The sequence below is a fragment of the Micromonospora sp. NPDC049139 genome, from assembly GCF_055586845.1.
In genome coordinates, this window is record NZ_JBVJHK010000005.1 from 292,548 (window position 1) to 317,490 (window position 24,943).

Sequence of the window (24,943 nt, forward strand, 5' to 3'; positions counted from 1 at the left end):
GGCGAGCGGTGCGCCGGTCAGCGGCGGAAGGGATGCCGGCCAGTGGCGAGTGGCGCGCCGGTCAGCGGCGGGAGGGGCGGCCGATGAGCTGTGACTCGATCGGGGTGGGCGAGAGCAGCGCCCAGCGCAGCGCGCGCCGGTTGACCACCGCGACCATGTCGTCCCGGATCCGGGTCAGCCACTCCGCCGACCCGCCGAGGCCCAACGCGGCGCCGGCCAGGGCTGCCTCGGCCGGGTCGAGGGGTTGCAGCACGGCCAGGTCGGCCCGGCCCAGCGCGTCGGCGTCGGCCGGGGTCAGCTCGTCGCGGACCAGGAGCGTGGCCCGCCACGCGGGGCCCGGTTCCGGGTCTGCCGGAGTTGGGCCGGCGTCGACGACCACCAGCAGCGGGCACAGCGGTGAGCCCGGTCCGCCGCCCACCGGGCGGCCCGGCGGAACCAGCGGGATCATCGCGCCCGGCGTGCCGACGCCCCGCACGAACGGCTCCCAGCTGCGGGGGCGCGCCGTCTGCACCACCACCCGGGCGCCGAGCGCCATGGCCCGCAGCGCGACGAGCTGTGCCGCGCCTATCCCGCCGACGAGCATCACCCGGGTGCTCTCGGGCCGGAACAGCCGGACGGTCACCGCGCCGCCGTGCCGGTTCGTGCCGACCATCAGCCCCGCCTCGCCGACGGTCAGCTCCAACGCGTCGGGGGCCGGCCCCGGCCCCGGCGCCCCCGCCGCCGCGAGCGGCAGCGTGGTGGCCAGCCCGTCGAGCTGCGCGCCGTCGAGCCGGTGCGCCTCGCCGCCCGCCTCGGTCACCAGCCGGCGCAGCGCCTGGGCCGCGACCGAGAGCTCCGCCGGGGTGGCGGCGGCCAGCCGTACGGCCACCTCGGTCGGCGCCGACGCGGGGTCGGCGCCGGCCTGCGGCCCGGCGCAGAGCGACACCGTGGTCGCCGTCGCGGGCAGCGCGAGCAGCCGGGGCACCAGCCGCCGGCCGGCATCGGTGCGCGCGTCGGGCCAGCGGCGCAGCCGGAACGTGGTCTGGAGCAGGTCGCCCGCCCGCACCGCCTGCCAGGACTCCCGGGCCGGATGGTCGTCGTGGTGGGCCGACTCCGCCAGCACGCGCAGCGTCGCGTGCTCGCCCAGCGGGCGGGCGGTGACCGCCCCGAGCCGGCGCACGATCCGGCGTACGGTGCCGGAGAGCGCCTGCCGCAGCTCCTCGCCGGTCCAGCCCTCGGCGCGGAGCACCCGCACGGCGAGGACGGCCTGTTCCAGGCCGGCGAGCCGCCCGTCGGTGAGCTGCCGGTAGGACGTGGCGACCGTGCCGCGGCCCGCCCCGACCGTCGGCGCGGGCGCGCCTGTCAGCAGGAGCTGGAGCCGGACCGGCGGCCCGTCCGGCGCGGCCGCCGACAGCAGGGACGCCGGGAGCGGCAGCGCGCGGGGACCGTCGCCGAGCAGGTCGGCCGGGTCGCCGACCTCCACCAGGGCCACCATGCCGGCGGCGTCGTCGAGCACGGCGGCCGGCGTGCCGGCCAGCTCCACGGGGCGGACCACCGCACCCGGGTCGACCAGGTCCAGCAGGGCCGCCGGGCCCGCGGCCGGCGGCAGGGCGCGGCGGCGGGTCGCATAGCCCAGGCCGGTGGCGAGCCACTCGAAGAGCCAGCGCCCCCGCAGCCGCACCCACGCCAGGGGCAGCAGCGTCGCGGCCAGCGCCACGGCGGCCAGCGCCGCGAGCACGCCCCGGCCGGCGGCCGCGACCAGGGCGGCCACCGCGACCTGCGCGGCGACGACCTGACCGGCCCGGACGCCGATGGTCCGCCGACGGGCGGCCGGAATCCACTGTGGCGGCAGGACGGCGCGGGGCCCCGACGCGCCCGGCGCGGGACCGGCCGGCGTGGGTGGGACCGGCTCGGGGACGGCGGTGGCCGGCTGCGCGGCCGGCCGGGCCGGGCCCGTGCTGGTGGTCACCGTCACCGTGCCTCCTCGACCGGTCACTCGCCGCGACATCGATGCCGCCCATCGTAAGGGCCGGCCCGAGGGAGCGGGGAGCGCGGTTGTCCACAGGGGATGGCGATGGGGTAGCAGAACCGCGAGGGGGCGGCTACCGTCAGCGACGAGTTCCGCTGACCCCGCGCCCGCCGCGCTCGACGCCCGGGCGGCGCGAGCGGGGCGCCCGAGTGAGCGGGCGCGCCGACGGCCAGCCACGACCGATGAGACGAGGTGACGTCCGGGGTGTCCCAGACCCAGGCAGAAGCAGCGGTGATGCAGCAGACTGCCGCGAAGTTCGAGCAGGTGGACCAGTCCCTGCACTCCATGCTGAGCAGCCTGATGGCCCAGCTGGAGGTGTTGCAGCAGGCCTGGCGCGGCGCCGGCGGGCGCTCGTTCGAGCAGGTCAAACAGCAGTGGGCGCAGGACCAGGCGACGCTGCAGCGGGCGCTGCGGGAGACCGCGGGCGCCATCCGCACGGCCGGTCAGCAGTACGACGTCTCGGACAGCGAGGCCGCCAGCCGCGTGTCCACCACCAACCGCGGCGGCATCCAGCTGCCGCTCTGACCCGGACTTCGGGGGAGGAGACATCCGATGGACCACGGTGTGCTGGTCGTCAACTTCGCCGCGTTGCAGCAGGCCAGCGCGGACATCCAACGAGCGCTGAACACGCTCGACTCGCAACTCGGGCAGCTCGAACGCGACGCCGCCCCGCTCGTGGCGAGCTGGTCCGGCGAGGCCCGGCAGGCGTACGAGCAGCGGCAGGGCCGTTGGCGCTCCGCCTCGCAGGACCTGCAGGCCATGCTGCGCGACATCAAGCTCGCGGTCGACGACTCCGCGGCCGACTACCTCGACACGGAGAAGAAGAACGTCGGCCTGTTCCAGTGAGCCGCGCCCGGTGGTGGCGCCGACCCTGACCCGGTCGACGCCACCACCGTCGTTCCAGCTCGTGGCTGGGCGACCGGGCGGAGGGCTGGCTCCGCGGCAGCCCGCCGTCAGGCCGGGCCGGCGGGCTGCCAGCGGCGGCGGGCGCCGCGCGGCACGACCAGCGCCAGCAGCGCCGCCACCGCGACCGCCGCTCCGCTGATCCCGGCCACCAGCAGCGCCCGGTCCCGGGCCGTCGCCCGGCGGGCCTGCTGCGCCACCAGCGCCGGATCGTCGCGGTCGTCGGCGAGCGCGGTGGCCGGGCGCGGCCGTTCCGGCGCCCCGCCGCCGGTCTCGGTGACCGCCCGGTACGGATTCAGCACCCCCGCGCCGTACCCGCCGCCCCCGCCGCCACCCGGCGCCGGATCGGCGCTCGCCACGATCCGCTGCGCCACCTGCGCCGCGCTCAGCTCCGGCCGGTACTGCCGCAGCAGCGCGGCCGTGGCCGCCACGAAGGGCGCCGCGTAGCTGGTCCCCTCGGCCCGGTGGTGCCCCTGGCCGGGGGCGGCCATCAGCACGTCGCTGCCCGGGGCGACCAGGTCGACGTACGGGCCGGTCTGGGAGAACGGGGAGCGGGCCCCGTCCGCCCCGATCGCGCCCACCCCGAGCACCCCGTCGTACGCGGCCGGGTAGGGCCGGGGGTCGCCGCTGTCGTGCAGGTTTCCGGCGGCGGCCACCACGACCACGTCCCGCTCGACCGCGTAGCCGACCGCGGCCCGCACCGCCGGGTTGTCCGCGTACAGCACGACGGAGAGGTTGAGCACGTCGGCGTCGTGGTCGACCGCCCAGCGGATGGCCCGGGCGAAGTCCTCGGCGCTGACCGTGCGCCCCGACTCCCGCCCCTCGACGACCTGCTGCTCGCTGACCCGTACCGGCAGGATCCGGGCGCCCGGGGCCAGCCCGTGGAACGCCACCCCGTCGCGGGGGCTGGCGGCGATGATGCTCGCCACGCCGGTGCCGTGACCGGCGCAGTCCCGGCCGCCGTCGCCGCCCGGGTCGAGCAGGTCGGTGCCGTCGAGGACCCGCCCGGCCAGCTGCGGGTGGCGGCGGTCCACCCCGGAGTCGACGACCGCCACCGTCACCCCGGCCCCGGTGGCCAACGGCGCGAGCCGCTCCGGGGCGTACCGCTGGTGGGGCCAGGGCGGCGCGGACACCGGCCGGACCGGGGCGAGCGGGGACGGGCAGCCGGGGGCCGCCCGCGCGGTGAGCGCGGCGGGCCCGGAACGGCCGACGGTGACCGGTTCCGTGGCGGCCCGGGCCGGCCGGGCGGCGGCCGCCGGGGCGGCCGGGACGGCGGCCAGCAGCGCCGTCGTCAGGGCTGCCAGGAGCGGGCGCGCGGGGGACCGGGACATCGACCGCCTCCGTATCGTGTCGACTCCGGGACGGGATGTTAGCGCCTCCGGCGCGACGGCGCGGACCGCCGCCGGCCAGCCATTGTGATCTTGTTTCTACCTTGTAGGTTGTACGCGATGCCTATGGCCTGTTCGCGGGAGGAGGGGTGGCCGTGACCGACTGGGAGCCGGCCACCGACGCCGAAGCGGCGATGCGGGACGCGTTGCGCGCCAACGACCAGCAGCTCTACTTCCGCGTCCTGGCCCAGACCGAGCTGCTGCTGCCGGTCTCGGCCGAGGCGCTCGCCGGGAAGGCGCCGCTGGGCTGGGGCACCTGGACGACCGGCGGTCGCACCCACGTGCTGGCGTTCACCTCCGCCGCGGCCATGCGGGCCTGCCTCGGGGAGAACGCGGGCTCCGGCCGCCGCACCTCGTACGCCGACCTGGCTGCCGGCTGGCCCAACCACGAGTGGTGGCTGGCGGTGAACCCCGGCCTGCCCGTCGAGGGCTACCTGCCGGCCTGGTTCGTCTCCCAGCTCTCCCGCGGCGACGTCCGGCTGCCCGGCCGCACCCTCGGTGCGCGGGCCCGCCTGGAACGGGCGGAGACCGTCGCCCGGGTGCGGGCCCAAACCACCGGTCGCGACACGGCCGACGGGCCGGAGACCCGGCCGACCACCGGTGACCCGGGGCGGACCGCCCTGGCCGGTGCCGCCCCGGCCAACGGCGCCCCGGCGGCCCGGCCCGAGCACCCGGCGGCGTCGACGGCCGGCCGGGTGCCGGCGCCCGCCCGACCCGGGCCGCCGGAGCCGCCCCGCGCCGCCGTCCCGCCCGGGTACCCGTCGAACCGGCCGGGCCCGCAGCAGGGTGACCCGACGGCCGGCGACGCCGTGGCGGCTGTCGACCGGCCGGCGCCGTCCCGGTTCGTGCCGCTCGGCGATCGCGCGGAGGGCCGGCCGGTCCCGCCCCCCGCGCCGTCCTCGCCGACGAACGGTCGTCCCGCCGGCGAGGCTCCGGAGCGGCCCAACCACCGGTCCTTCTTCGAGCCGGCGTCCGGCCGCGCGTCCGCTCAGCGGCAGGAGGCGCTGCGCTCCGGCGAACGGGCCGTACCGCCGTCCCGCCTCGCACGCGGCGGCCAGCCGTTCCCCCGGCGTCGACCGCTCGCCGAGCCGGTGCCGGAGGGCCCGACCCGCCCAATCCCGATCGCCCCGGCCGACGGCGAGCCGACCCGGGCCTTCGCGGTGCCGGACGGGGAGAGCACCCAGGTGCTGCCGCCGCGCCGGGCGGACCCGTCCGCCGAGGACGTCACCCGCGACCTTCGCGTTTCCGCCCCCGACCCCACACTGGCGTTCGCCGCCCGCCGGCCGGACCCCGACGGTGACGTGACGCAGGCCCTGCCGCGCCCCCGGCCCACGCCGGAGCCCGGCGCGGAGCAGGAGCCGGCCTCGGCCGCGGAGCTGGTCTCCGGGCCGCCCGCGCCCCGGCGCGGGTTCACGCCGATCGTCATCGAGGGCACGATCATCGAGTCGCGGGACCTCACCGGGTCGCCCGACGCTGCCCCTGCGGAGCCCGTCTCGCTGTTCGAGCCGGTGCGGCGGTCCGACCGGCCCGCCCCGACCGCCCCCGCCGGCCCGGCATCCGCCGGCCCGACCGTCACGGCACCGACCGGCCCGACCGTCACGGCAGCCGGTGCGGTCGGCCCCGCCGACCCCGTTGCCACCGGACCCGGAGTTGCCACCGGACCCGGCGTTGCCACCGGACCCGGCGTTGCCACCGGACCCGGCGGGGTCGACGCACCCGGTTCGGTGGAGACCGCAGCCGCACCGGTGGAGACCGCGCCCGGCCTGTTCGACACCCCGTCCCGGCCGGTCGCCGCCGCGCCCGGCCTGTTCGACACCGCGCCCGAGCCGCCCGACACCGCGCCCGAGCCGGCTGCCGCGTCGCGGCGTCCCGCCCCGCCCGCTACCGGCGGCGTCGCGGGTACGGCCGCGCCGACGCCCGGCGAGGCGGTCGGGGAGGGCGCCGTGCCGGCGGGGTCCGGGTGGGGCGATGCCCCGGCGGGCGGATCGGTGGTGGCCGGGGCGGAGGACCACGCGCCGGCCCGCTTCGAGCCCGTGCCGGTCGACTTCCAGCCGGCCAACGAGGTCGAGGAGAACCTGCTCGACGCCGCCGGGAGCGGCAGCACCGACACGTTCCTGTCCACGCTGCTGCTGGCCCGTGTGCTGCTGCCGGTGGCCGCCGACTCCGCGCCGGGCAGCCGGCCCGGTGAGCCCGGCTTCGTCTGGCGTACGGAGGAGCTGGACGGCGACACGTTCGTGGTGGTGCACACCTCACCGGAGCGGCTCGCGGAGTACGCCGACGCGGCGGCCGAGACCATCGAGGTCAAGTTCGTCCAGCTGATCCGGCGGTGGCCGGACGCCTCCTGGTCGTTCGCGGTCAACCCGGGTAGCCCGGTCGGGGCGAAGCTGCCCGGTGAGCAGATCCTCGCGCTGGCCAACTGGGCGGCGGAGGTGGGGCTCGGCGACGACGCCGGGACCGAGGGCGAGGCGGCGGCCCCCGTCGAGGAGCCGGCCAGCCGCCCCCGCTATGCGGCACCTGACCCGGCCCGGCCGATCGTGATGCAGAAGGCGGTCGCCCCCAGCCAGCTCGCGTACTACCTGGAGCGGGGCTACGACCGGGTCTCCGGTTTCGTGCACCGGGCCAACGAACTGGCCCACCTGAACACCCCGGCGCAGCTGCACGACGCGCTCGGCCTCGGTCACCCCGACTCGCCGTTCGCGCGGGACGCCGAGGAGATCTACGTGCTGCGCTGGCCGGCGCACCGACCCAGCCTCTACCGGATCCCGTACGGCGGGCAGAGCGAGGCCGCCATGCGGGCCATGGAGGGCTGGGTCATCGAGCGCCCGCCGTTCCGGGGTAACGGCTTCGCCCCGGGCGAGAGCAGCGACGTGGTGGCGGAGTTCAAGGTGGACAGCGCCCGGCTGCCGCACGGCGCGCAGCTCTGGCGGATCGGCGCGGACGGCACGGAGCGGGTGGTCGCCATCCTCGACACCGACGCGCTGCTGTGGCGACAGGTCGGTGCGCAGTGACCCGGGACGGCTACGTGGCCCGCTGGCGCGGCCGGGAGTACCAGGCGAGCCCGGACGGCGACGACGTCCGGCTCTACCAGCCCGAGTCGGGCGAGGGCTTCGAGGAGGTACGCCCCGGCCGGTACGTGCGGGTGGTCCCGGCCACCGAGGTCGACGACCTGGCGTACGTGCGGACGACCTGCACCTGGCAGGGGCAGCCGTTCATCGTCCTCGGCGAGCACGACGGCTGGCTGCGGGTGGAGTACACCGGCGGGCGCTGGCCCGTCGCCCGGGCGATGGGGCTGGAGGTCTTCGACTTCGGCGTCTACCAGGGCTGGGCGCCCGCCGCCGAGGTCGCCGACCTGCGCGAGCAGCGGGTCTGAGGCCCGCGCGGGCAGCGGGTCGGAGTCAGGACTTCGCCCAGCGCAGGATCTCGCCGAGCACCACCTCGCGGGCCTCCATGTGCGGGAAGTGCCCCACGCCGTCCAGGAGCCGCCACTCGTAGGGCGCCACCACGTACCGGCCGGAGCCCTGGGCGGTGCGCGGCAGGGACGCCTGGTCGAGCGCGCCGTGGAGTTGGAGCGTCGGGGTGACCAGCGGCTTCTGCATCAGCCGGACGAAGCGGTAGCCGTGCAGGCGGAGCACCGAGCGGAAAGCCCAGCGGTAGCCCTCCAGGGCGCAGAACGCCGCCTGCGGGATCCGCATCGCCTCCCGGCACCGCCGGGCGTACGCCTCGAAGTCCGGCCCGTGGACCCAGCGCGGCCCGCCCCAGCGGCGCAGCATCTCCTCCACCGCCGCCGCGCCGTCCCGGGTGAGCACGTGTTCGTAGCGGGGCAGCTGGAACTTCAGGGTGGGCGTGGAGGCGGCGAACTGCCCGCGCGGGTCGGCGAAGATGGCCGCCCGGAGCCGCAGCGGGTGCGGGGCGCCGAGCACCACCAGCCGGCGGACCAGCGCCGGGTGGAACGACGCCACGGTCCACCCGATCATGCCGCCGATGCCGGTGCCCACCACGGTCGCGGAGCGCTCGCCGAGGGCCCGGATCAGCCCGGCGATGTCGGCGGCCAGCGTGTAGCCGTCGTACCCCCGGGGCGGCTTGTCGCTGGCGCCGTAGCCGCGCAGGTCGACCGCGACGGCGCGGAACCCGGCGTCGGCGACCGCCGGCAGCATCTCGTGCCAGGCCCACCAGTGCTCGGGGAAGCCGTGCAGGAAGAGCACCATCGGGCCGGTGCCCGACTCGACGACGTGGAACCGGCTGCCGTTCGCGCCGACGAACCGGTGCGTCCACGGCCCCTCGCTGAGGACGCAGGACTCGTCGACGGGCCCGCCACGCTGCTCGGTCATGGCACACAGCCTAGGACCCCGGTGCCGGCCGGCTCCGCCGCCGACCCCGGCCGGGTGGCCGGGGTCGCTGGCGATCGCGCGGGTGGCGGACCGCACGACCGGTCGGACGCGCCACGCGGGTTCCCCCGCCGATCGCACCTCGCTGCCTGCGGAACGGGCGATGCCCGGGCAGGTGGCCTGCCCGGGCATCGCGTGGTGCGGGTGGTGCGTGATCAGGCGATCAGGAGATGCGGATCTTGGTGTAGAGGCCGTCCTTCTCCAGGACCTTGATCTTGGTGCCGGTGGCCGGGAGCTTGACGCCGTGGTTCGGCAGCTCCGGGTACCAGTACTGCTTGGTGTCGTCGAACAGCGGCTGCGCGGCCTGGCCACGGATGTACTGCGGCTGGCTGTTGAGGTGCAGCGTGAACGAGTCGGCCTTCTTCAGGCTGAACGGCGCGTCGTAGACCTGGACGCGGGCCCGCCAGGGCTGCCCGGTCAGGTTGTAGATCGGCCGCGGGTGCGCGTCGATGATCAGGTTGCGCCCCTCACCCGGGTGCTCGAACGTGTCGTTGTCCGCCCACCGGGTGTTCCAGTAGGAGATCAGCAGACCCTCCTGGTACGCGTAGTGGTCCACGTAGTCCGGGCGGGTGTTCGCGTAGCCGAAGAAGTACGGGCCGGTCTTCAGGTACTTGTCGTACGAGGTGTACTGCCGGGTGCCCGCGATGTAGTAGTTGTCGAACTCCCGGGTGTAGGTCTCCTCGGCGACCTCGAAGCCACCGGCGAGCGTCCAACCGGCGGCGCCGGACTCGGCACCGTCGGAGAGGACGGTCTGGCCGTCGGCGGTCACGGTGACGGCGTCACCGTAGAAGCCGCCCTCGGAGACACCGCCGTCGGTCTGGTAGCGCAGCCGGAACTGCGCGACCTTGCCCGCCGCCGCGTCCATGGGGATATTGATGTCGGCCCACTCGCCGTTGCTGCTGCCGTCCAGGGCCGGACGTCCGGGCGAGATCTCCGGGAGGGGCTGGCCGTTGACCGTGCCCGGCAGCGCCGTCCAGGTCTGGCCGCCGTCGAGCGACGCCTCGAAGAACAGGTAGTCGTACCCGGCCTCGATGTCGTAGCGGCCCTTCATCGACAGCGACGCCGACGACTTCCCGGTGAAGTCCAGGGTCCGGGTCATCGTGCTGTTGAGGTCGTCCTCGTTGCCCGAGAAGAACTGCTTGGTGCCCTCGAACGGCTTGCCGTTGTCGAAGCTGTACTCCCGCTTCGGGAGCACCACCACGACGCCCTGGGCCTCGTCGGTGTTGTATTCCTGCGGGCCGAGCTTCAGGGTGCGCTGCTGCCCCGCGACGACCACCTCGTAGTCGAGCCAGCCGAGCTGGAGCTTGTTCCACGCGCCCAGGTCGCCGCCGCGGTCGCCGATGCCGGCGTCGTCCTTGGCGCCGAGCCGGCTCTGGGCCATCAGGGTCCAGTGCTCGTTGTTGTTGTCCCCACCGTTGACGACGTTGTAGTCGTCCGGCAGACCGAGGTCGTGGCCGTACTCGTGGTAGAAGACGCTCCGGCCGCCGTTCTCCGGCTGGATGGTGTAGTCACCGATCCAGATGCCGGTGTTGCCGATCTGGGTGCCGCCGGCCGGGAAGTTGACCGGGCCGGTCGAACCCTGGTCGGACGCGAAGGCGTACCAGCGGTGGCTCCAGATGGCGTCCTCGCCCTGGTACGGGTCGCCGTCGGCCTCGTCGCCGCCGGAGTGGACGATCTGGAAGTGGTCGATGTAGCCGTCCGACTCGTTGAAGTTGCCGTCCGAGTCGTGGTCGTACCGGTCCCACTGGTCCATCGCCTTGACGTCCGCGGCGATCTGGGCGTCGGTGCGGCCGGCGGCCTTCTGGTCGGCGACCCACTGGTTGGCGGCGTCCCGGACCAGTTCCCACGTGTTGGTGCAGGTGTTGTCCTCGCACGGGAAGCCGCCGGAGCGGCCGTAGCGGGCCTCGTTGTACCGAACCTTCACCCAGTCGGTGACCGTGCCGTCGACGCTGTAGCGGCCCGAGGACTGCGCCTCGTAGTACTGCTTCAGCGACTCGTCACCGGGGTTGGTGCCGAAGTAGAGCTTGCGGTAGTGGTCGGCGTTGTAGTCCGCCTGCCACACGGTGGAGTTGTCCACCGCCCGGTTGGGGGCGGGGATCTCGTTGTGCAGCGGCCCGTCGAACCGGGTCGGACCCGCCGTGGTCGGGTCGGTGTCCTGGTCCGGGTAGCTCGGGTGCCGCTCGTTGCCGAACTCGGCGAGGATGACGAAGATCCGGTCGGTCTGCTCGCGGGCGAGCTCGACGTACTGGTCCTCCATCTGGCTGGCGGCGCCGGCCCGGGTCGAGCGGGCGGTGGCCCCCTCGGCCTGGGTCTTGCCGACCTTGACGACCGTGCTGCCGTTGATCTTCTGCGCCTTGGCCCGGCCGGAGAGGACGTCGCTCAGGCCCTCCTGGCGCAGGGCGCGACGCTTGTCCTCGAGCGGGTTCGGCAGGTCGTGGTCGACATGGGCTGGCTCGGTGACCGACGGAGCGGCCGTCGGCAACTTCGGCTGCGGCGCGGCGCTGGCGGATGTGCCGACCGCCAGTCCCGTCGCCGTCAGCGAAAGCCCGAGCAGACCCACTGCGACTTTGCGCACGTGGTACCTCCGGTGTGAGGGAACCGGCCCAACGGGGGTACGGGCCGGTGGAGATCGATCCCACTAGTGGGACCAATGGTGAACATAGACACTCGTGTGACCCCTGGGAAGATGCGCACGTCTATTTGTTGCAAAGTTTGTTGGGAATGCTTTTCACCGTCACATCCCAGCCGTTCATCAACCGTCATGAGCAGGGCATAGGGTCCCCGATGGGGCGGAAGAGATCGTTCTCGATCGGACCGGGTCACGTACGCGAAAAGTGGGGCCGGTGGCGTCACCGCCACCGGCCCCACGGGTAACCCGATCGTCAGTTGCTGACCTTCACGACCATGTCGTCGGTCGGGTTGGTGCCCTGCTGCAGGATCTCGATCCGGGTGCCGGAACCGGCCAGCTTCACCGAGTTCCACGGGTTGCCGGACGTCCAGTACTTGTTCGCCCCGCTGTCGAAGAACACCGGGTTCGGGTCGAGCGCCGGGAGCGTGACCGGGACACCGTTGAGGTGGAAGGTCTGCGCCGGCTTGGCGTACAGGCTGAACGTGGCGTCGAAGCCGTTGCGGCGGTTGGTGATGGTGCCCTGACCACCGACGTTGATCTTGTTCGGCCGGACGTCCACCGGGAGGTTCAGGCCGTAGCCCGGGTGCTCCGAGGTGTTGTTGTCGCCGTACGCGTAGTTCACGTACCAGACCAGCATGCCGGGCTGGACCGAGAACCGCTCCACCCAGTTCGGGCGGGTGTTGTTGAACCCGTAGTTGTACCCGCCGGTCCGCAGGGTGTCGTCGTAACCGAAGTAGGACCGGTTCTCCGCGATGTAGAAGCGGGGGTACGTGTCGGTCACCGAGCCGCCCATCCGGGTGAAGCCCTTGGCGGTCCACTCGGCGGCCAGCGTCTCGGCGTCGTCGGTCCAGGCGACGGCGCCGCCCTTGACCAGCGACACGTTGTCCAGGAACGCGCCGGCGAGGTGCACGCCGCCGTCGGTCTGGTAGCGGTAGCGGAACTGCACGGTCTGCCCGGCGTACGCGGACAGGTCGTAGGCCAGGTCCACCCAGGCGCCGCTGGTCGAGCCGTCGACCCCGGTCTCACCGGCGTCGATCGACGAGTTGCCCAGCGGGGTCCAGGTGGCGCCACCGTTGGTCGACACCTCGGCGTAGAGGTAGTCGTAGTCCTCTTCGATGTCGTACCAGGCCTTCGCGGTGATCGACGCGGACGTCGCACCGGTCAGGTCGAGCTGGCGGGTCAGCGTGGTGTTCAGGTCGTCCGCGCTGCCGCCCCACCACTCGTACGACCCGCCGAACGGCGTGTTGTAGCTGGTGGTCTGGGTCTGCGCCGGCAGGTTGACGACGACGGCCTGGGCCTTCGGCCCGTCGCTGTCGCCGGCCGGGCCGAGCGTGACCCGGGTGGTGCCGCTGTTCTCCTCGACCACCGAGTAGTTCAGCCAGCCCAGGAACAGCTTCGACCACGGGTCCATGTAGCCCGGGGTCGACCCGATGTCGTCCGTGCCGTGGCTCAGCCACGAACCGGAGGACATCAGGCTCCAGAAGCCCACGCCGTTGTCGCCGCCGGCGGTGTCGTAGAGGTCCGGCAGACCGAGGTCGTGGCCGTACTCGTGGGCGAACACGCCCAGACCGCCGTTCTCCGGCTCCGTGGTGTAGTCCCGGATCCACATGCCGGTGTCGCCGATCTGGACACCACCGGCCTTGTTCTCGCCCGGGCCGGCGCTGCCGGCCAGGTTCGGGAACGCCGCCCAGCGGTGCGACCAGATGGCGTCCTCGCCCTGGGCGCCGCCGCCGGCCTCCTCGCCCTCGCCCGCGTGCACCGCCTGGAAGTGGTCGATGTAGCCGTCGGGCTCGTTGAAGTCGCCGTCGCCGTCGAAGTCGTACCGGTCCCAGATGTCGAACTGGGCCAGGTACTGCTTGATCTGCTCCGGCGTCTTGCCGGCCGCGACCTGGGACTCGTACCAGGCCGTCGCGGTGTCCTTGACGAAGTTCCAGTACCCGTCGGCCTCGGAGATGGCGTTGCTGCCGTACCGGGCCTCGTTGTACGGAACCTGCACCCAGTCGGTGACGTCGCCGTTGACGGTGTAGCGCCCGCCGGACTGCTTCAGGTAGAAGTCCCGCATCGACTCACCCGGACCGAACATCATGTCCTGGTAGTGCGTCCGGTTGAAGTCCGGCCGCCACAGCGTGCTGTTGTCGTCGCTCGAGCCGCCGTCCCAGTTGCGGTCGGGCTCGGCGATCTGGTTGCGCAGCGGACCAGCGGTCCCACCGGTCCGGGGGTCGGTCTGGTCACCGAACTCGACCAGCATCGTGAAGATGGGGTCGGTCTTCGGCGCCTGCTGGTACTCGACGAACAGGTCGTCCTTGACCTGGATGACCTTCGAGCCGTTGCGCGTCTGAAGCTTGGCCTTGCCGGAGAGCAGGTCGGCGATGGCCTTCTTCCGGAGCTCCCGCTGCTGATCCGACTTCGGATCGGGGAGGTTGTCCCTGCCGTGCTTCGCCTTGTCGGAACCGGGGGCCGGGTCCGCGGCCGGTGCGCCGGAGGCCGGCGCCGACACGACTCCCGCCGCCAGCAGCGCGGCCGCGGCCGAGGCCAGGCCGGCTGTGACTCGTCTCCTCAAAGGTCCTCCTCCTTTGTGGATCTGTTACATGACGAGCGCGGCCGAAGCCACGGCTGTCATGTGATGCGCCACTCACCCTGGCAGAGGGGGCGTGCGCTTGTCACGGGTCAAATACCTGGTGGGAACGCGGCCGCCGACCTGCATATACGCATAAATGCCGACCAAATGGCGCGTTGAACCGACATCGTTTCACGTTACGTTTTGGCCACGATCACCTTGAGTGACCGGAGTTATGAAGTCCCCTTCGGGGAGCGCCCGAGGGCCGGAAATCGTCACAGAGGCCGGTCGGCGTAAATCGTGGACCACACGACGAGCGGGGCCCGCCCGGAGCAGTGTGCTCCGGACGGGCCCCGCCGTGTGTCCCGTCGGCCGACCCTGAGGTCAGTTCGTCGCCGGGGTGACGTACACCGTGGCGTACGAGTTGTCCTTCGCGGTGTGCTTGATGGTGATGGTGACGCCGTAGGACACGCCCTGGTCACCGGGGTTGCCGGTGCCCAGCACGATGGCGCCGCCGCCCAGGACGGCCCCGTAGTACGCCGGCGCCGGCGTGCCGTCCGGGTTGGTGACCCGGGTCGTGTACGGCGCGTTGCCCCTCGACGGGATGACGACCGAGGCGTCGCTGTCCCGGGCGTACGCCGAGCCGTCACGGATCTCGATGCCCGGGTACCAGCCCTTGGCGTCCGTGAAGGCCGGCACCGCCGGCTGCGCGGGGAAGTTCGTGCAGTACTCGCTGTACGGCTCGTCCTCCGCCTCCAGGCACTCCCGGAAGGGGTACGTGGGGTTGAGCGAGAAGGCCGCGTTGGCGGACTGCGGCCGGCTGGGCAGGTTGTCCAGCACCGACGGGTCCTTGACGGCCGCCTCACCCTTGCGGCGGAACGGGTCGAAGTGCGAGTCGACGATCAGCAGACCACCCTTGGCGCCGTAGCTCGGCAGCGAGGTCAGCTGTCCGGTGACGTGGTTGACGTCGCCGAGCGCGGTGTCCCGGTACCAGACCAGCATGCCCGGGGCGTTGTAGGAGACCTTGTCGACCTTCCACGCCTCGTGCGAGTACACCGTGTCGTAGGTGTACTTCAGGCCGTTGTCGAAGCCGTCGAAGTTGCGCCACTCCGCCAGGTAGTAGTGCGCCTGGGTCGAGGTGCCGCTGTCGATGCGCCAGCCCGGGCCGGTGGTGTCGACGAAGGTGCCGCCGGTCGCGGTCCAGCCGTTGGTGCCGCTCTCGACGTCGTCGCTCCAGGTGGTGGCGCCGCCGCCGGTCACCGAGAAGTCGTCGGCGAACCAGCCGCGCTCCGCGAACGCCTCGTCGGTGGCGTAGCGGAGCCGGACCTGCACGGTCTGCCCGGCGAACGCCGACAGGTCGACGTAGTCGTGCCGCCAGCCGTTGGTGCTGCCGGTGAGGCCGTACTTCTTGTTGCCGAAGTCCACCATCCGGCCGTTCGGGTCGGCGTAGCCGTCGTTGGTGGTGACGAGCTTGCCGGTCGAGTCGTAGACCTTCTGCTCGGCCCAGGTGGCGCCGCCGTCGGTCGAGACCTCGAGGAAGCCGTAGTCCCAGTCGGCCTCGATGACGAAGTTGTTCCACATCCAGAACTTCGCGTCGGCCGCCGCGGGCACGGCCACCTGGCGGGCGATCTTGACATCCGCCCAGTCCTGGTCGGCGCCGGTGTACCACATCTTCTCGCCGCTGTGCGGCGTGGCCAGGGTGATCACCTTGTTCGGCAGGTTGATCTTGATGCCGTCCTTGGTGCCGACCGGGGTCCGCGAGGTCTGACCCAGCTGCACGGAGCGCGGGTCGGCGCCGGGCGCGAGGGTCAGCGGGTCGGCCCAGCCGAGCACCCACTTGTCCCACAGGCCCATGTGCGTCGGCAGCGCCTGGAAGATCTCACCCGAGTGCGAGCCCGAGGCCATCAGGTCCCAGAAGTCGACGTCCGAGTCGGCGTTGCCCGAGGTGTCGTAGAGGTCCGGCAGGCCCAGGTCGTGACCGAACTCGTGGGCGAACACACCGACGCCGGCGTCCTCCGGCTGCACGATGTAGTTCGACACCTGCAGGTTGGTGCCGGGGATGGTGTAGCCGCCGGCGATCGACGACGAGTGCGCCCAGACGGCGTAGATGCCCTCGGCGCCGCCGCCGCGGGACTTGCCCTGGCCGGCGTGCACCAGCACCAGGTGGTCGATCACGCCGTCCGGCTCGAAGACGTTGCCGTCACCGTCGCGGTCGCCCTGGTCCTCGATGTCGTAGTCGGCCCACGGGAAGTTCGGGTCCATCTGCGCGAGGGTGGCGATCGCGTCGGTGGCCAGCCGGCCCGCGCCCTGCGGGTTGTCCGGGTGCCCGTTCATCGCCTGCTCGCGGCCGGCGACCCAGTTGCCGTTCTCGTCCTGGAAGCAGCGGGAGGCCGCGTACCAGCCCTCGGAGTGCGGCACCTTGATCCACGGGCTGGCCTGCCCGTCAACCGTGTACGCGCCCTTGGACATCTCCAGGTACATGTTGTGCATGGTCCGGCCGGCCAGGTTGATGCCCGGCTTGCCGTCCGGCCCGGTCAGGTCCGGGCGGACCCGCTCGGTGATGCCCTCCTTGGTGTAGAGCATCTTGTCGTAGTGCGTGGGCGAGAAGTCCGGCACCCACATCGAGTTGTTGTCCTCGCGCGGCAGGGACGCCGGGTTGGGGATGTTGTTGTGCAGGGGTCCGTTCTGGACGGTGCCGGGGACACAGCTCCGGTCCTCGAAAACCGTCTTGGGGACCATGACGTCGGTGAAGTCGTCGTTGGCCTGGTCGTTGAACTCCACCAGCAGGGTGAGCAGCTTCGCCGTCTGGGTGCCCTCGGCCTGCTTGATCTGCCGCGGGCTCTTGCCCGTCTTGATCGCCTCGGCCTCGGTCCTGGCGAGTTCCCGCGCCGTGACCGGGTTGCCGCGGGCGAACTTGCGGTCGTAGGCCCGCGCCTGTTCGACAGCCGGGGCGTAGACACCACCCTTGCCCTTGACCTCGCGGCCGGTGCTGTCCGGCTGGACGGCCGGCTCGGAGTAGTTGATGTAGTACTCGTCCGCCCCGATGACGGCTCGGGCGGGGCCGGACTCTGCCGCCGCCGAGCTGCCAGTCACGGTCAGTGACGTGGCCGCCAGGGCGATGGCGGGCAGCGCGACGAGTAGGCGTCGACGCGACCCAGGTTGCGGATTTCTGTTCATGCCGCTCCATTTCTCGGGCATGGGGAGGGAGGGAGCCGGACGGTTTCTGATCGATGTGACGTCCATCGAACCGACTCGGCCTGCGTGAACCTAAATCAGAAATCAGGCGAAGGACAGGGGTCCACACCCGCCTGTGTCCGTTCAGCTTCTCCCGGTTCCCCCGACCGACTGATGTGACAGGGCACCTCCGGTCCGTCGTGTACCCGTAAGAAATGACGATGGGTGACGGTCCGCGCGGGACCGCCACCCATCGGGTCGTACGCCTGCCGTCAGTCCTCGTCGGACTTGCCACCGCCGATGCCGGACGAGATCAGGTCCATCACGGACGAGTCCTGGAGCGTGGTGACGTCGCCGAGCGACCGGTTCTCGGCCACGTCCCGCAGCAGGCGGCGCATGATCTTGCCGGAGCGGGTCTTCGGCAGTTCGGGCACCAGCATGATCTGCCGCGGCTTGGCGATCGGGCCGAGGGTCTTCGCCACGTGGTTGCGCAGGTCGGCGATGAGCTTCTCGCCCGCCTCGCCGGAGGTCTCCGTGGCACCGCGCGGGATGGCGAACGCGACGATGGCCTGCCCGGTGGTCGGGTCAGTCGCGCCGACCACCGCCGCCTCGGCCACCGACGGGTGCGAGACCAGCGCCGACTCGACCTCGGTGGTGGAGATGTTGTGCCCGGACACCAGCATCACGTCGTCGACCCGGCCGAGCAGCCAGATGTGGCCGTCGTCGTCCCGCTTCGCGCCGTCCCCGGCGAAGTACATGCCCTCGAACCGCGACCAGTACGTCTCGATGAACCGGTTGTCGTCGCCCCAGATCGTGCGCAGCATCGACGGCCACGGCTCGCGCAGCACCAGGTAGCCGCCGCCGCCGTTCGGCACCGACTGGCCCTGGTCGTCCACCACGTCGGCGCTGATCCCCGGCAGCGGCGTCATCGCGGAGCCGGGCTTGGTCTCCGTCACGCCCGGCAGCGGCGAGATCATGACGGACCCGGTCTCGGTCTGCCACCAGGTGTCCACGATGGGCAGCTCACCGCGGCCGACGTGCTGCCTGTACCACATCCACGCCTCGGGGTTGATCGGCTCGCCCACGCTGCCGAGCAGCCGCAGCGAGGAGAGATCGTAGCCGGCGGGGATGTCCTCGCCCCACTTCATCATCGTGCGGATCAGCGTCGGGGCGGTGTAGAGGATGCTGACCTTGTACTTGTCGACGATCTCCCAGAACCGGCCCTTGTGCGGGGTGTCCGGGGTGCCCTCGTACATCACCTGCGTGGCGCCGTTGGAGAGCGGGCCGTAGACGATGTAGGAGTGCCCGGTGACCCAGCCGATGTCGGCGGTGCACCAGTAGACGTCGGTCTCCGGCTTGAGGTCGAAGACCGCGTGCGTCGTGTACGCCGTCTGGGTGAGGTAGCCGCCGGTGGTGTGCAGGATGCCCTTCGGGCGGGCCGTGGTGCCGCTGGTGTAGAGGATGAACAGCGGGTGCTCGGCGTCGAACGGCTGCGCGGCGTGCTCGGCCGGGGCGGTCTCCACCGTCTCGTGCCACCAGTGGTCCTTGGCCGACCAGGCGACCTCCTCGCCGGTGCGCCGCACGACCAGCACGTGCTCGATCGACGGGCAGTTGGCCACCGCCTCGTCCACGGTCGGCTTCAGCGCGGACGGCTTGCCCCGGCGGAAGCCGCCGTCGGCGGTGATCACCACCTTGGCGCTGGCGTCCTGGATCCGGTTGGTCAGCGCGTCGGCGGAGAAGCCGCCGAAGACCACGCTGTGCGTCGCGCCGATGCGGGCGCAGGCCAGCATCGCGACCGCCGCCTCCGGGATCATCGGCAGGTAGATCGCCACCCGGTCGCCCGCGGTGACGCCCAGATCGGTCAGCGCGTTCGCCGCCTGGCAGGTCAGCCTGTGCAGTTCCGCGTAGGTGATGGTGCGGGTGTCGCCCGGCTCGCCCTCCCAGTGGATGGCGACCCTGTCGCCCAGGCCGGCCTCGACGTGCCGGTCCAGGCAGTTGTACGCCACGTTGAGCTGCCCGCCGACGAACCACTTCGCGAATGGCGGCTTCGACCAGTCGAGCACCTGGTCCCACTGCCGCGCCCACGTCAGCCGCCCGGCCTGCCGCTCCCAGAACGCCAGCCGGTCGGCGTCGGCCTCCGCGTACGCGTCTGCGGTGACGTTGGCGTTCGCGGCGAGTTCGGCCGGCGGGGGGAACTGGCGTGTCTCGTTCAGCAGATTGGCCAATGCCTCGCTCATGCCGTGCTCCCTCGTCGTTCGGGGTGACCTGCGTCTCCCGCACGAGGTTAGTCGGGACACCCCGTCGTCCGACTGCCGGTCCGGCCAACTCGCGCCGAGCGGCCCCCGCCGCGCGCCGGACGGCCACCCGGATGCCAAAAGGGGCACCTTGCCGGCGCCTTCCGTCGAGGAAGGGCCCCTTGCCACCACAATCGCGGGGTGGCGGCGGTCGCTCCCCGGCGGCTCGTCGGCGGGTCGCGTCGCGCAGTCGATAGCGTGACGGGGTGACCGCTGACCCGCTCGCCCCGCTGCTCGCGCTCGCCGACATCGCTCCCGCCGTCGAGCGGGCCCGCGAGCGGTTCGACCAGGCGCTCGGGCACCGCGCGCTGCGCCGCCACGGCGGCCAGGTCGCGGCCGAGGTCAGCCTCCGGTCCGCGGTCGCCAGCGCCGCCCTAGAGGGGTACGCCCACGAGCGCGAGGCCGTCCGCGCCGGAACCGTGACCGAGCCGGTGGTCCAGGGCGCGCTGCGGGTCGCCGGGGCGCTGCCCGGGTTGAGCGAACTCTGGCCGAAGGCGCCCCGGCAGGCGCTGGCCAAGCTGCACGTGCTCGCCGCCCGGGACGTGGTAACCGAGGCCGAGCTGGGCCGGCCCGTGGCCGACCCGGTGGTCGCCGCGCGGCTGGACGGGCTGGCCGGGCTCGTCGCCGGCGGCACGAAGGTCTCCCCGCTGGTGCTGGCCGCCGTCGTGCACGGCGAGCTGCTGAACCTGCGCCCATTCGCTGGGCCGTCCGGGGTGGTGGCCCGCGGCGCCGCCCGGCTGGTGCTGCTGTCCAGCGGGCTCGACCCGCGCGGCCTGCTCGCCGTCGACGTCGGCCACCGCGAGCGCGAGCCCGAGTACGTCGGCGCGGCCGGCGCGTTCGCCACCGGCACCCCGGACGGTCTGCGCTCCTGGCTGCGGCACTACATGTCGGCCGTGGAGGTCGGCGCCGACCAGCTCACCACGATCGGCGACGAGATCCTCGCCGCCGCCTGACCCGCCCTGTCCGGATCGCTTCGGCCTGGATCGCTTCGGTCCGGGTCGCTTCGGCCTGGGTCGTTTCGGTTCGGGTCGCTTCGGTCCGGGTCGCTTCGGCCTGGGTCGTTTCAGTTAGGGTCGCTTCGGTTCGGGTCGCTTCGGTCCGGTCGCTTCGGCCCGGATCCGGTCAGGCGGGAGCGGGGGTGGCGCGGGTGCGGCGGTGACGGCCGTACCAGGCGATGCCGATGGCCACGCCGACGCCCACGCCCAGCGCCGCCGCGGCGACCGGGACGGCCGGGCGCTCCCGCAGCCGCCGGCCCAGCGGGATCGGGTGCCGGAACTCCAGCACCGGCCAGGAGTTCTCGACCGCGAGCCTGCGCAGCTGCCGGTCCGGGTTGACCACCGAGGGGTGACCGACGCACTCCAGCAGTGGGCGGTCGCTGTACGAGTCGGAGTAGGCGTACGAGTCGGCCAGGTCGTACCCGCGCCGGGCGGCCAACTCGCTGACCGCCTCGACCTTGCTCGGGCCGGCCGCGTAGAACTCCACCTCGCCGCTGTAGCGGCCGTCCACCACGCCCATCCGGGTGGCGATCACGTCGGTGACCCCCAGCAGCGCGCCGATCGGCCGGACCATCTCCTCGCCGGAGGCGGAGACCAGCACGACGTCCCGGCCGGCCGCCTGGTGCTCCTCGATCAGGGCGGCGGCCTCGGCGTACACGTAGGGATTGATCAGCTCGTGCAGCGTCTCCGCGACGATCTGGCGGACCTGCTCCACCTGCCAGCCCTTGCAGAGCGTGGCGAGATAGTCCCGGGTCTTGGCCATGGTCTGCTCGTCGGTGCCGCCCAGCCGGAACATCAGCTGCGCGTACGCCGACTTGACCACGTCACGCCGGGTGATCAGGCCGTCCCGGTAGAACGGCCGACCGAACGCCAGGGCGCTCGACTTGGCGATGACGGTCTTGTCCAGATCGAAGAAAGCGGCACTTCGGCCCACGGCGCGCAAGTCTAGCCGGATGGTCTATGGTCGGCGGGTGCCCGGGGTCCGATGACCCCTCGGACTTGCGGGCAGACCCCATCACCCTCGCTCATCGTGACGTCCGTCACACTCTGCGAAGTTTTAATTTGCAGGGAGTGGAGGTGACACCACTCGACGTATACAGGTCCGCTCAGGCAGACTGGTCGGCACGACGAGCGTTCATATCTCGCACAACACACAGGCCCTCGGCGGTTGCACCCCCCGTGACCGCTGAGTGGGTTCGGCTCGACCCCCCCGGAGCCGAACCTCCCGACGACCCCCGTCTCCCCCCGACGGGGGTCGTCCCTTTCCGGAGTGGGCTTCCGGCGCAGGTGAAGCCGTGTTTCTCGGGTTGGCCGGGCCGGGCGACGGGCGGAAAGTCAGCGAATCGTCAGCGAACGTCAGCCGGACCCGGTCGGCGTAATCCTCGGGCGTGTGCGTGTAACGATTCAGCGTCGTAGACGCCTTCTCGTGCCCCACGACCCGCCGCACGATGTTGACCGGCACCCCGTCCGTCACCAGCCACGTGATGTACGAGTGCCGCAGGTCGTGGAACCGCAGCCCGCCGAACGCCGAGGCCGCCGCGTGCGCCACCGCCGCCGCCTTGTCGGCGAACTCCGCCCGCTCCTCCCGGCCGTCCCGATCCGGCCACGACGCCACCCACCGGCCCGGCGCCACCTCGGCCACCCGCCCGAGCAGCCCGGCCCGCACCAGCGACGGCAGCCACACCCGCCGCCGGAAGTTCGACCGCCGCTGCGGCCCGCCGTCCCGGTCGGCGAAGACCAACGCCCGCCCGTCCGGCACCGCGGCCCCGCGCTGCCGACACAGCTCGTCGACGAGGAACGGCGGCATCGGCACCGTCCGCACGCCGGCCCGCGTCTTCGGGTACGCCCGCAGCAGCACCCCGCCGTGGGTCTCCACCGCCACCTGGGCGACGTGCAGCAACCCCCGATCGAGGTCGACCGCTTCCCACGGCAGGCCCGCGCACTCACCCCAGCGCAGTCCCGCCCCGGCGGCGGCGCACACGATCGCCCGATGCTCCGCCGGCACGGCCGGCAGCAGTCGCCCGAAAAACGCCTCCCGGCTGATCGTGCCGGCGCGAGCCTCGCGCGCCCGATTCCGCGGCAGCCGCACCCCCTCGCACGGGTTCACCGCGATCAGCCGCGCCCGGATCGCCGCCTGCATGATCATCGACAGCAGCCCGAGGTGCTTCGCCGTCGTCGACGGCGCCAGAGTCCGGCCAAGGTTGGTCACCCACTCCTGTACCGCCAGGTAGTCGATCTTTGCCAACGGCCAGTCCGCCCACTGCGGCAGCAGGTGAGCCCGCAGCATCGACTGCGTCCGTTCGGCCGTCCGCGCCTCCACCGACCGCCCGGCGAGCCACCGCGTCACGAACTCCCCGAACCGCATCCGCCCCGCGTGCGGATCGACGTACGTGCCCCGGTTGAGCGCGCCCTCCACCTCGGCCAGGAACGCGTTCGCCTCCTTCTTGGTGCGGAACGTCTTCGCCTTCTGCCGGTCGGCCGAGTCCCGCCAGTTCGCCCGGTACGTCCCGGCCGGCGTCTTGCTCACGAAGCCCACGGTCACCAGCCCCCGCGCGGCGCGTCGGTGCCCGTTGCCGAAAGCTGACCGGAGGCGCCGTCCAGCCAGGCGTGGAAACGGCTACGCGGCACCACCCAGCGCCGCCCCAGCCGTTCGGCGGGGATCTGCCCGGCCCGGACCAGGGCGTAGGCCGAGCTGACGGACAGAGACAGCAGCGCGGCCACTTCCTTGACCGTGTAGACGGCCCGGACCGGCTGAGGCGGGTGGTCGCCGGGGGCGAGGTCGCCAGCACGAGGCCCGGCCTGCCGAGGCGCGAACGGCACGACGATGGACAAGATTTCCTCCCCAGAGGTTCAGGCCGCGAGCGCGGCGGGTTGATCGGTTGCCGAAACGGCGGCGGCTGTTCGTAGCCGGGCGGTGTCGAGGTCAGAGCGCCAGCGGATGCGGGCGGATATCGCGCGCAAGAGCCGGTGTTCCAGCGGTGGCACATCGGGGTCTTCGGGTCGGGCGAGTTCGAACCGGTACCGCTTCGGCCCGTCTGCCTCGTCGACGGCCTGGTCCTGCTCGTCGGTGTCGGCCATGCCGCCCGCGAGAATTGCCCGCACCCAGGACCGGTTGTCGGCGCGGTGGTCGGCGAGGGTCTTGCCGGACCACTGGCGGGAGACGAGGACACGCCGGCCGGTGAAGCCGAGGGTGGAGCGCTGGTGGACCTTTCCCGTGCAGCGGCCGGGCGTCAAACCCGCCTTGACGCCGTCCGGCTGGACGCCGTACAGCAGCCAGTTCGCGCACGTCGGCGAGCACGGCAGCGCCGACAGCTCCGCGTGGAGCCGATCGAAGTGCGCCTTCTGCGCGTCGGAGCGCGGCTTGGCCTGGTCGGTCAGATCTTTGGTGACGTACTTGGTCACGTAGCGGATGGACCGTTCGGCGTCCTTGGTGCCCTGCTCGATGCCGCGTGCGTCGATGCGGCCGAGGCGGGCGACGTAGGCGGGGCGGCTGTCGGGGTCTTCCAGGGCGTCGAGGGCTTCGCCCCAGGTGGGCAGCGGCTCACGGGTCTTGGGGTCGACGTACGCCTGCTGGTCGACGTCCCAGACCGGTGGCTTGTCGACCGGGTAGGCAAGCTCGTCGAAGGGTGGCCACCACACCTGGTGGTAGGTGGCTGCCGCGATCTGCTTGAGCAGCCGCCGGGGCAGGGTGCCGCGGATGGCGAAGTGTGCGTGTGGGGCGAGTCGTCGTTGCAGCTCGACGGCTCCGGCGTATTGGACGTTCCAGCCGGCGGCGCGGCGGACGTTCTGCCACCACCGGTCGAGGACCCGCGCGAAGTGGATCGCATCCAGGGCAGCCCGGCGGTAGTCGTAGCTTGCCGGGTCGACCGGCGTGCCGAGCACATCGTTATACGGGCCGTGCCGCTGGCCGCACTCACACGGGGCGACGTAGGCGCCGCGCCGGAGGTGGGAGTGCACCGGCCCGTGCGAGCCCAGCGTCAGCGTGACCAGCATCGACGGCCGGTGCGTCTTGCCTGCCTTACCCGAGTAGGCGCGGCCGACCGTACGCGGGTCGACCGGCAGGCGGGGCAGATCCGGGGAGTCCTGCCGCCGCCGCGTCGACCGCTTGCGTCGGGGCCGCTCGTCGCGTTCCTTGGGGGTGAGGTGGCCGCGCAGGCTGGTTTCGGCGAGGGCTTCATCCAGCTCGGCGATCGCGGCGTCCACGTCGGCGATCTGCGAGGCCCGCTCGTCGGGCGTCATCGGCTGGTAGTGCAGCGCTTCGCGCTCGAATTCCAGGTGTGCCCGGACCCGGACGAGAGCGAGGGCGTCTTCCCCGGGCTTGTCGGGGCGGACGGCGGGTTCGTCGGCGAGGTGCCAGCCCTCGCGGATCTGCTGGATACGCAGCCGCCGGCCCCGCTCCGCGCACGGCTTGCACTTCGCCGCCAGGGTCGCCCCGCAGGGGACCTCGACAACTTCGGTTAGGCCGGTGGCGGTGTCGGTGCGGCGCAGGGCGAGAGGGCGGACGCAGACGCCGTTCTGTTCGGCGAGTTGCTTGAGCGCGTCTTTGGCCAGGGGCCTGCGCATGCGGTCTGCCCGCGATCCGGGCCGGGCCTTTTCGGCGGGAGTCGTGG

Annotated in this window: 16 protein-coding genes; 5 read left to right on the forward strand and 11 right to left on the reverse strand. The window is 72.7% G+C overall.

Annotation, left to right across the window (positions count from 1 at the left end; all coding sequences use genetic code 11):
* Nucleotides 1–61 precede the first annotated feature (61 nt).
* Nucleotides 62–1,987, reverse strand: a complete 1,926-nt coding sequence (gene eccE / locus ACZ6Q9_RS12595) for a type VII secretion protein EccE (RefSeq protein ID WP_393257520.1) — start codon at nt 1,985–1,987, stop codon at nt 62–64.
* Between the two features lie 225 nt (nt 1,988–2,212).
* Between eccE and ACZ6Q9_RS12600 the strand changes: the two genes are divergently transcribed.
* Both ACZ6Q9_RS12600 and ACZ6Q9_RS12605 read left to right on the forward strand, forming a co-directional pair.
* On the forward strand, nt 2,213–2,533 hold the full coding sequence (locus tag ACZ6Q9_RS12600; protein ID WP_393257522.1) for a WXG100 family type VII secretion target: 321 nt from the start codon (nt 2,213–2,215) through the stop codon (nt 2,531–2,533).
* A 27-nt stretch (nt 2,534–2,560) separates the two neighbouring features.
* Complete coding sequence (locus tag ACZ6Q9_RS12605; protein ID WP_350701842.1) at nt 2,561–2,854, forward strand: WXG100 family type VII secretion target; 294 nt, start codon at nt 2,561–2,563, stop codon at nt 2,852–2,854.
* 107 nt (nt 2,855–2,961) lie between these two features.
* On the opposite strand, the gene mycP is transcribed toward ACZ6Q9_RS12605, so the two are convergent.
* Nucleotides 2,962–4,242 carry a type VII secretion-associated serine protease mycosin gene (gene mycP / locus ACZ6Q9_RS12610; protein ID WP_393453465.1) on the reverse strand — a complete coding sequence of 427 codons (1,281 nt, stop codon included), beginning with the start codon at nt 4,240–4,242 and terminating at the stop codon, nt 2,962–2,964.
* 152 nt (nt 4,243–4,394) lie between these two features.
* Here mycP and ACZ6Q9_RS12615 point away from each other — a divergent pair, with 152 nt between their 5' ends.
* Together ACZ6Q9_RS12615 and ACZ6Q9_RS12620 are read left to right on the forward strand one after the other, a co-directional pair.
* A complete protein-coding gene (locus tag ACZ6Q9_RS12615) occupies nt 4,395–7,307 on the forward strand; it encodes an SseB family protein (RefSeq protein WP_393453462.1) in 2,913 nt (970 codons plus the stop codon).
* Nucleotides 7,304–7,669, forward strand: a complete 366-nt coding sequence (locus tag ACZ6Q9_RS12620) for a hypothetical protein (protein ID WP_393257528.1) — start codon at nt 7,304–7,306, stop codon at nt 7,667–7,669. Before ACZ6Q9_RS12615 ends, ACZ6Q9_RS12620 begins: the two co-directional genes overlap by 4 nt.
* Before the next feature lie 25 nt (nt 7,670–7,694).
* Here ACZ6Q9_RS12620 and ACZ6Q9_RS12625 read toward each other — a convergent pair whose 3' ends face one another.
* The 5 genes from ACZ6Q9_RS12625 to acs all read right to left on the reverse strand — a co-directional run bounded on the left by ACZ6Q9_RS12625 (nt 7,695) and on the right by acs (nt 19,281).
* Entirely contained in the window at nt 7,695–8,627 is a 933-nt protein-coding gene (locus ACZ6Q9_RS12625; RefSeq protein ID WP_357699030.1) for an alpha/beta fold hydrolase, read from the reverse strand.
* 220 nt (nt 8,628–8,847) lie between these two features.
* On the reverse strand, nt 8,848–11,244 hold the full coding sequence (locus ACZ6Q9_RS12630) for an immune inhibitor A domain-containing protein (RefSeq protein WP_393453700.1): 2,397 nt from the start codon (nt 11,242–11,244) through the stop codon (nt 8,848–8,850).
* Nucleotides 11,245–11,566: 322 nt separating this feature from the next.
* Entirely contained in the window at nt 11,567–13,873 is a 2,307-nt protein-coding gene (locus tag ACZ6Q9_RS12635; protein ID WP_396828553.1) for an immune inhibitor A domain-containing protein, read from the reverse strand.
* A gap of 381 nt (nt 13,874–14,254) precedes the next feature.
* Nucleotides 14,255–17,047 (reverse strand): immune inhibitor A domain-containing protein, encoded by a 2,793-nt coding sequence (locus ACZ6Q9_RS12640; protein WP_393453456.1) that lies wholly within the window; start codon nt 17,045–17,047, stop codon nt 14,255–14,257.
* Between the two features lie 269 nt (nt 17,048–17,316).
* A complete protein-coding gene (gene acs / locus ACZ6Q9_RS12645) occupies nt 17,317–19,281 on the reverse strand; it encodes an acetate--CoA ligase (protein WP_393453453.1) in 1,965 nt (654 codons plus the stop codon).
* Between the two features lie 263 nt (nt 19,282–19,544).
* On the opposite strand from acs, the gene ACZ6Q9_RS12650 reads away from it, so the two are divergent.
* The gene (locus ACZ6Q9_RS12650) at nt 19,545–20,291 is read left to right on the forward strand and encodes a Fic family protein (RefSeq protein WP_393257537.1); all 747 of its coding nucleotides are present in this window, start codon (nt 19,545–19,547) and stop codon (nt 20,289–20,291) included.
* Nucleotides 20,292–20,460: 169 nt separating this feature from the next.
* Here the strand turns inward: ACZ6Q9_RS12650 and ACZ6Q9_RS12655 are convergent, their stop codons facing one another.
* From ACZ6Q9_RS12655 to ACZ6Q9_RS12670, 4 genes are all read right to left on the reverse strand, one after another.
* Entirely contained in the window at nt 20,461–21,276 is an 816-nt protein-coding gene (locus ACZ6Q9_RS12655; RefSeq protein ID WP_357452503.1) for an HAD family hydrolase, read from the reverse strand.
* Between the two features lie 192 nt (nt 21,277–21,468).
* Entirely contained in the window at nt 21,469–22,860 is a 1,392-nt protein-coding gene (locus ACZ6Q9_RS12660; RefSeq protein ID WP_396828549.1) for a tyrosine-type recombinase/integrase, read from the reverse strand.
* A gap of 11 nt (nt 22,861–22,871) precedes the next feature.
* Nucleotides 22,872–23,165 carry a helix-turn-helix domain-containing protein gene (locus tag ACZ6Q9_RS12665; protein WP_396828547.1) on the reverse strand — a complete coding sequence of 98 codons (294 nt, stop codon included), beginning with the start codon at nt 23,163–23,165 and terminating at the stop codon, nt 22,872–22,874.
* Nucleotides 23,166–23,183: 18 nt separating this feature from the next.
* Nucleotides 23,184–24,896, reverse strand: a complete 1,713-nt coding sequence (locus ACZ6Q9_RS12670) for a replication initiator (RefSeq protein ID WP_396828545.1) — start codon at nt 24,894–24,896, stop codon at nt 23,184–23,186.
* Nucleotides 24,897–24,943 lie beyond the last annotated feature (47 nt).

Coding starts and splice junctions, on each gene's coding strand:
- acs (WP_393453453.1), bottom strand. CDS start 19,281: ATGAGCGAGGCATTGGCCAATCTGCTGAACGAGACACGCCAGTTCCCC.
- ACZ6Q9_RS12625 (WP_357699030.1), bottom strand. CDS start 8,627: ATGACCGAGCAGCGTGGCGGGCCCGTCGACGAGTCCTGCGTCCTCAGC.
- ACZ6Q9_RS12640 (WP_393453456.1), bottom strand. CDS start 17,047: ATGAACAGAAATCCGCAACCTGGGTCGCGTCGACGCCTACTCGTCGCG.
- ACZ6Q9_RS12670 (WP_396828545.1), bottom strand. CDS start 24,896: ATGCGCAGGCCCCTGGCCAAAGACGCGCTCAAGCAACTCGCCGAACAG.
- mycP (WP_393453465.1), bottom strand. CDS start 4,242: ATGTCCCGGTCCCCCGCGCGCCCGCTCCTGGCAGCCCTGACGACGGCG.
- ACZ6Q9_RS12605 (WP_350701842.1), top strand. CDS start 2,561: ATGGACCACGGTGTGCTGGTCGTCAACTTCGCCGCGTTGCAGCAGGCC.
- eccE (WP_393257520.1), bottom strand. CDS start 1,987: ATGTCGCGGCGAGTGACCGGTCGAGGAGGCACGGTGACGGTGACCACC.